The sequence below is a fragment of the Yinghuangia sp. YIM S10712 genome (assembly GCF_051388935.1).
Taxonomy (GTDB): Bacteria; Actinomycetota; Actinomycetes; order Streptomycetales; family Streptomycetaceae; genus Yinghuangia.
This window is the reverse complement of record NZ_JBPKBI010000002.1, coordinates 574239-580595: the sequence shown is the minus strand read 5'-3', so window position 1 is coordinate 580595 and position 6357 is coordinate 574239. Positions and strand designations below refer to the sequence as shown.

General features: G+C 68.1%; 6 protein-coding genes. 2 read left to right on the top strand and 4 right to left on the bottom strand.

Annotated features, from left to right (window positions below; all coding sequences use genetic code 11):
• Positions 1–118: 118 nt before the first annotated feature.
• The 3 genes from ACRX5W_RS07930 to ctaC are packed head-to-tail and all read right to left on the bottom strand — an operon-like array spanning position 119 to position 3122.
• Positions 119–517, bottom strand: coding sequence for a cytochrome c oxidase subunit 4 (locus tag ACRX5W_RS07930; protein WP_436787230.1), 399 nt, complete (start codon positions 515–517; stop codon positions 119–121).
• Positions 514–2223: an aa3-type cytochrome oxidase subunit I gene (gene ctaD / locus ACRX5W_RS07925; RefSeq protein ID WP_436787229.1), complete on the bottom strand. Its 1710-nt coding sequence runs from the start codon at positions 2221–2223 to the stop codon at positions 514–516. The genes ACRX5W_RS07930 and ctaD overlap by 4 nt, the downstream gene beginning before the upstream one ends.
• The gene (gene ctaC, locus ACRX5W_RS07920; RefSeq protein WP_436787228.1) at positions 2220–3122 is read right to left on the bottom strand and encodes an aa3-type cytochrome oxidase subunit II; all 903 of its coding nucleotides are present in this window, start codon (positions 3120–3122) and stop codon (positions 2220–2222) included. Before ctaC ends, ctaD begins: the two co-directional genes overlap by 4 nt.
• A 232-nt stretch (positions 3123–3354) precedes the next feature.
• Here ctaC and ACRX5W_RS07915 point away from each other — a divergent pair, with 232 nt between their 5' ends.
• Positions 3355–4764: a cysteine desulfurase/sulfurtransferase TusA family protein gene (locus tag ACRX5W_RS07915; protein WP_436787227.1), complete on the top strand. Its 1410-nt coding sequence runs from the start codon at positions 3355–3357 to the stop codon at positions 4762–4764.
• A 54-nt stretch (positions 4765–4818) separates the two neighbouring features.
• Here ACRX5W_RS07915 and ACRX5W_RS07910 read toward each other — a convergent pair whose 3' ends face one another.
• A complete protein-coding gene (locus ACRX5W_RS07910; protein WP_436787226.1) occupies positions 4819–5796 on the bottom strand; it encodes a carbohydrate kinase family protein in 978 nt (325 codons plus the stop codon).
• A gap of 278 nt (positions 5797–6074) precedes the next feature.
• Between ACRX5W_RS07910 and ACRX5W_RS07905 the strand changes: the two genes are divergently transcribed.
• Complete coding sequence (locus ACRX5W_RS07905; RefSeq protein ID WP_436787225.1) at positions 6075–6299, top strand: hypothetical protein; 225 nt, start codon at positions 6075–6077, stop codon at positions 6297–6299.
• Positions 6300–6357 lie beyond the last annotated feature (58 nt).

Sequence of the window (6357 nt, the reverse complement as noted above, 5' to 3'; positions counted from 1 at the left end):
CCCCCCCCCCCCCCCCCCCCCCCCCCCCCCCCCCCCCCCCCCCCCCCCCCCCCCCCCCCCCCCCCCCCCCCCCCCCCCCCGGTGCCGTGCGGTGAACCGCGGTGGCTCCTTCACGGAGTCACTGGTTCTGGTTCTCGCCTCGGTAGTACTCGAAGACCCAGGCGAACAGGCCGATGCCGACGATCGGCGCGGCGAAGTAGCAGATCCACCAGCCGAAGATGATGCCGAGGAACATCAGCGAGCCGCCCACCGCCAGAGTCAGCGGCGCCCAGCTGTGCGGGCTGAAGAAGCCCAGGTCGCCGGCATCGTCGGCGATGTCGCCCTCTTCGTTGTCCTGCGGGAGCAGCTCGCTGCGCCGCGCGGTGAACCAGAGGTAGTAGCCGATCATGATCGACAGACCGAATGCCAGGGCCAGGGCCGTGGTTCCGGTCGGATCCTCCGACAGCACCCAGTAGATGATGGTGACCGGGAGGAGGAAGATCGCAACCAGCGTCATGAGCGCGCCGATGAACTTCACCGCTCACTCTCCTTGCCCGCCGTGACGGCCTGCCGGTCGTCGCCCAGGTAGTCCAGGGCGGCGATTTCGGGGTGGTGGAGGTCGAACGCCGGCGATTCGGACCGAATACGCGGCATCGAGGTGAAGTTGTGCCGCGGCGGCGGGCACGAGGTCGCCCATTCGAGCGAACGGCCGTAGCCCCACGGGTCGTCGACCGTGATCTTCTTGCCGTACTTGTGCGTCTTCCACACGTTGTACATGAACGGCAGGATCGACATACCGAGCACGAACGAACCGATGGTCGACACCATGTTGAGTGCGGTGTAGCCGTCGGAGGCGAGGTAGTCGGCGTAGCGGCGCGGCATGCCCTCGGCGCCCAGCCAGTGCTGGACGAGGAAGGTGGTGTGGAAGCCGACGAACAGCGTCCAGAAGGTGATCTTCCCGAGGCGTTCGTCGAGCATCTTGCCGGTGAACTTGGGCCACCAGAAGTGGAATCCGGCGAACATCGCGAAGACGACGGTGCCGAAGACGACGTAGTGGAAGTGCGCGACGACGAAGTACGTGTCGGACACGTGGAAGTCCAGCGGCGGCGACGCCAGGATGACGCCGGTCAGACCACCGAACACGAAGGTCACCAGGAAGCCGATGGTCCACAGCATCGGTGTCTCGAAGGACAGCGAGCCGCGCCACATCGTGCCGATCCAGTTGAAGAACTTCACGCCGGTCGGCACCGCGATGAGGAACGTCATGAACGAGAAGAACGGCAGCAGCACCGACCCCGTCACGAACATGTGGTGCGCCCACACCGTGACCGACAGACCAGCAATCGCGATCGTCGCGCCGATCAGGCCCTTGTAGCCGAACATCGGCTTGCGGGCGAACACCGGGATGATCTCCGACACGATGCCGAAGAATGGCAGCGCGATGATGTACACCTCAGGGTGCCCAAAGAACCAGAACAGGTGCTGCCACAGGATCGGCCCGCCGTTGGCCGGATCGAAGATGTGGGTACCGAACTTCCGGTCCGCCTCCAGCGCGAACAGCGCGGCGGCCAGAACCGGGAACGCCATGAGGACCAGGATCGAGGTCAGCAGGACGTTCCAGCAGAAGATCGACATCCGGAACATCGTCAAGCCGGGCGCGCGCATCGCGATGATGGTCGTGATGAAGTTGACCGCACCGAGGATCGTGCCGAAGCCGGACATCGCCAGACCCATGATCCACATGTCGGCGCCGATGCCGGGCGAGCGCACCGAATCCGACAGCGGGGCGTACGCGAACCAGCCGAAGTCGGCCGCGCCCTGCGGGGTGAGGAACCCGGCGACCGCGATGATCGAGCCGAACAGGTAGAGCCAGTACGCGAACATGTTCAGCCGCGGGAACGCCACGTCGGGCGCGCCGATCTGCAGCGGCATGATCCAGTTCGTGAATCCGGCGAACAGCGGCGTCGCGAACATCAGCAGCATGATCGTGCCGTGCATCGTGAACGCCTGGTTGAACTGCTCGTTCGACATCACCTGCGTGCCCGGACGGGCCAACTCGGCGCGCATGAACAGCGCGAGGAGGCCGCCGATGCAGAAGAAGACGAACGACGTGATGAGGTACAGGCTGCCGATGGTCTTGTGGTCGGTGGTGGTCATCCACTTGACCACGGCATTGCCGGGAGCCTTGCGACGCACCCCCGACGCGCCCACCGCCACGCTCTGTGGCTCGTTGAGGATGGTCACTTTTCACTTCCCGCGTGCTCGGACTCGACCGCGTGTTCGGGCTCGACCGGCATGTTGATCTGGCTGCGGACCGCCCCGGTCTGCCCCTTCGCCTTCAGCTCCGCGAGGTGCTTCTGGTACTCGGCAGGGGTGACGATCTGCACGTTGAAGAGCATGCGGGAATGGTCGGCACCACACAGCTCCGCGCACTTGCCGTCGTAGTGGCCCAGAACCTGGGGCGTGATCTCGAACTTGTTCGTCTTGCCGGGGATGATGTCCATCTTGTAGAGGAACGACGGCACGAAGAACGAGTGGATCACGTCAGGCGAGTTCAGCTCGAACTGCACCTTCTGGTTCTGCGGCAGATAGAGCGTCGGAATGTCGCCGGGCGTTCCGATGTCGTAGACCGCGCCGGTCTCGTTCATCGGGCCTTCCTTGTAGTTGAAGGCCCAGTTCCACTGGAAACCGACGACCTCGATGACGTTGACCGACGCGAACGCGGGGTCGGACGCCTTCGTCGTCTTCTGAAGCTCGGTCTCGTCGCGGGCGGTGAAGTAGAAGAAGACCGCGATGATGATGCCGGGGATGACCGTGTACAGGACCTCAAGGGGGAGGTTGTACCGGGTCTGCGGCGGGATCTCCTGCTTCGTGCGGCTGCGCCTGTGGAAAACGATGCTCCACAGGATGAGCCCCCACACCACAGCGCCGACGATGAGGGCTGCAATCCAGGATCCCTGCCAGAGCGAGAGAACCCTGTGCCCTTGCTCGGTCGCCGGATTCGGCAGACCGAGTCGGGGCAGATCCTTGGAGTCGACGGAGCAGCCGGTGGCGGTCGCAGTGACGAGGCCCAGAGCCAGCAGCTGCGGCACCCTGCGCCGCATCCAGCGCCGCGGCGAGCGGTCGGAGCCGTAGGGACTCACGTAGCGCCTTCCCGATGTCTCGCCCATAACGGCGGTCCGGCCGGGAACTTCGTCCCCTGGTTGTCCGTCGCACGGGCAGGTTTGGATGATTCTGCGGGGCAACCCTACTGGAGCGGAATTCGGGTCGCGCGCGGAGGTCCGGTGTGGCGGTGGACGTGAAAGTGACGAGCCGTCCGATCGAGTGAACGGTACCGATGTACATGCGCGCGCGTGCTCGGATTAGCGTCGGGTTATGGCGTACTTCGACGCGGCCTCGTCCGAACCCCTGCATCCCGCCGCGCGTTCGGCTTTCCTCAGCGCGTTGGAAGAGGGCTGGGCCGATCCCGCGCGGCAGTACCACGACGGCAGACGGGCCCGCCTACTGCTGGATGCCGCCCGCGAGACGGTGGCGTCGGTGCTCGGCGTGCGCCCGGACGAAGTGTCGTTCACGACCTCGGGGACTCAGGCGGCGCAGTTGGCGTTGCTGGGCACCCTGGCGGGCCGGCGCCGCGTGGGCGCGCACGGGGTGGTGAGCGCGGTCGAGCATTCGGCGGTGCTGCACGCCGCCGAATTGCACGAGTCACGCGGCGGAGAAATCACTCGTACGGTGGTCGGTCGCGACGGGCGTGTGGATCTTGCGGCACTCGCCGCGGACCTGCGCGACGACACCGCGGCGGTCGCCCTACAGAGCGCCAACCACGAAGTGGGCACGCTCCAGCCGGTCGCGGAGGCCGCCGAACTGTGCGCGGCCCGGGGAATTCCGCTGGTCGTCGACGCCGCGCAGTCGGTCGGGCGGATCGCGGTGCCGGACGGCTGGTCGGTGCTCGCCGCGAGTGCCCACAAATGGGGTGGTCCGGCGGGTGTCGGGGTTCTGGTCGTGCGCAAGGGCACGCGGTACACCTCGCCGCTGCCGTACGACGAACGCGAGGCGCGGCGCGTGCCGGGCTTCGTCAACGTCCCGGCCGTCGTCGCGGCGGCGGTCGCGCTGGGTGCGGTGGCGACCGGGTCCGACGAGGAGAACCTCCGCCTGTCCGCGCTGGTGGACCGGATCCGGGTCCGGGTGCCCGAGATCGTGCCGGACGTCGAGGTGGTCGGCGATCCGGTCGCGCGGCTCCCGCACCTGGTGACGTTCTCGTGCCTGTATGTCGACGGCGAGGCGCTGCTGACGGCGCTGGACCGAGCGGGCTTCGCGGTGTCGTCGGGCTCGTCGTGCACGTCGTCGACACTGACGCCCAGTCATGTCCTGGAAGCCATGGGGGTGTTGACGCAGGGCAATGTGCGGGTGTCACTTCCCCGCGGAACGCCGGAGGCCGAAGTGGACCGGTTCCTGGCGGTGTTGCCGAAGATCGTCGCGGACCTGCGTGCGGTGACGGGTACCGCGTCGGCGGGCGCGCCGGTGGCCGAGGCTCCCGAGGCGCCCGCGGCGGACGAAGGCTCCCCCGCGCTGGTCCTGGACACGCTCGGTCGTCGCTGCCCGATCCCGATCATCGAACTCGCCCGGCACATCGGGGACATCGCGTCCGGCGCGGTGATCGCGGTCCTGTCGGACGACGAGGCGGCCCGGCTCGACGTGCCGGCGTGGTGCGACATGACCGGCCACGAATATGTGGGCGAGCGGCCGGGCGAGACAGGCGGGGTGGCCTATCTCGTCCGGCGCGCCTGAGCGTCCCGGTGTTCCCGGCGCTGCCGGGGAGGAAGGGGCGAAAGAGCGGGAGGGTCAGATCTTGAGGTGGGAGTCCACCTCGGCGGCGGCGTCGTCGCCGTAGGCCTGGGCCAGGCGGGCCAGGAACGGGTCGCGGCGCAGGGTGTACTCCTGCGTGCCGACGGTTTCGATGACCAGTGTGGCGAGCATGCAGCCGACCTGCGCGGAGCGTTCGAGGTCCAGCCCCCACGCGAGTCCGGCGAGGAAGCCGGCGCGGAATCCGTCGCCGACACCGGTCGGGTCGGCCTTGCGGCGCTCCTCCGCGCAGGGCACGTGGATGGTGGCCTCGCCGCGCTGGTCGATGCGCACGCCCTTCGGGCCCAGGGTCGTGACGCGGATCGCGGCGCGGTCCAGGATCTCCTCGCCGGACCAGCCGGTTTTCTCCTCGATGAGCGCGGCTTCGTACTCGTTGGTGAAGAGGTACTTCGCGCCGTCGACCAGGTTGCGGATGTCGTGCCTGCCCATGCGCGCGAGCTGCTGGGACGGGTCTGCGGCGAACGTGTAGCCGCGCTCGCGGCACTCCTCGCTGTGCCGCAGCATCGCCTCGGGGTCGTTCGCGGCGATGACCACCAGGTCGATGCCGCCGACGCGTTCGGCGATCGGGCGCAGCTCGATCTCGCGGGCCTCGCTCATCGCGCCGGTGTAGAAGGAGGCGATCTGGTTGTGGTCCTCGTCCGTCGTGCAGAGGAAGCGCGCGGTGTGGTGGGTCTCGGAGATGTGCACCGAGTGGGTGTCGACGCGGTGCCGGTCGAGCCACGAGCGGTAGTCGGTGAAGTCGGCGCCGGCTGCGCCGACGAGGATGGGGTTGAGCCCGAGGCAGCCCATGCCGAAACAGATGTTCGGAGCACAGCCGCCCCGGCGCACGTCGAGGCGGTCGACGAGGAACGACAGGGAGACCCGGTGCAGCTCCTCGGGGAGCAACTGGTCGGCGAAGCGGCCGGGGAAGGTCATCAGGTGATCGGTCGCGATCGACCCGGTCACGGCGATGCGCACGGACTGGCTCCAGGAGTGAGGCGGGCGGCGTGCCCTTGTGTGGGCCCACCTGAACCCGCTCACGGTACCGGCCGCATGTTAAGCGGGCGACGCGGCGCAGCAGGGGTGGTCCGGGGTGGGCTGGGCGTATGGCGAGGGCGTTCGGCTGCGCGCGGGCGGTGCGAACAGGGAATCAACGCTCGGTGTCCGAGAAACTACCGGCTGGTAAACGATGCCGAGGTCAGGACCGCGCTCTAGGCTGAAAGGGTCCCCAGTGACTTATGGCAAGGAGTCCCGATATGTCCGCTCAGCCGGTGTCGGCGCGCTCGTACCTTCCGCCGAGCGGCGAGGCCGAGTCCATGGCCGAGCTCCGCGGCGACTGCGCGCGCATCGACGTGTCGTGGACCGCCTCGCACGCGGTTCCGCCGCGGCCGGTGGCGCCGTCCCCGTCGACCGCCCCGGCAGTGGACGTCCCCGCGCGCGGCGCCGCGAGGGTTGCCGGTCTCGCCGAGTTCGGCGACTGAGTCTCGGGTCTCGTTTTTCTGCACTGGTCCCGCACATGTGTGAGGCGGCAGCCCAAGG

Bases quoted from the DNA above. Each gene is read 5' to 3' on its own strand.
- ACRX5W_RS07915 (WP_436787227.1), top strand. From the start codon at position 3,355: ATGGCGTACTTCGACGCGGCCTCGTCCGAACCCCTGCATCCCGCCGCG.
- ACRX5W_RS07905 (WP_436787225.1), top strand. From the start codon at position 6,075: ATGTCCGCTCAGCCGGTGTCGGCGCGCTCGTACCTTCCGCCGAGCGGC.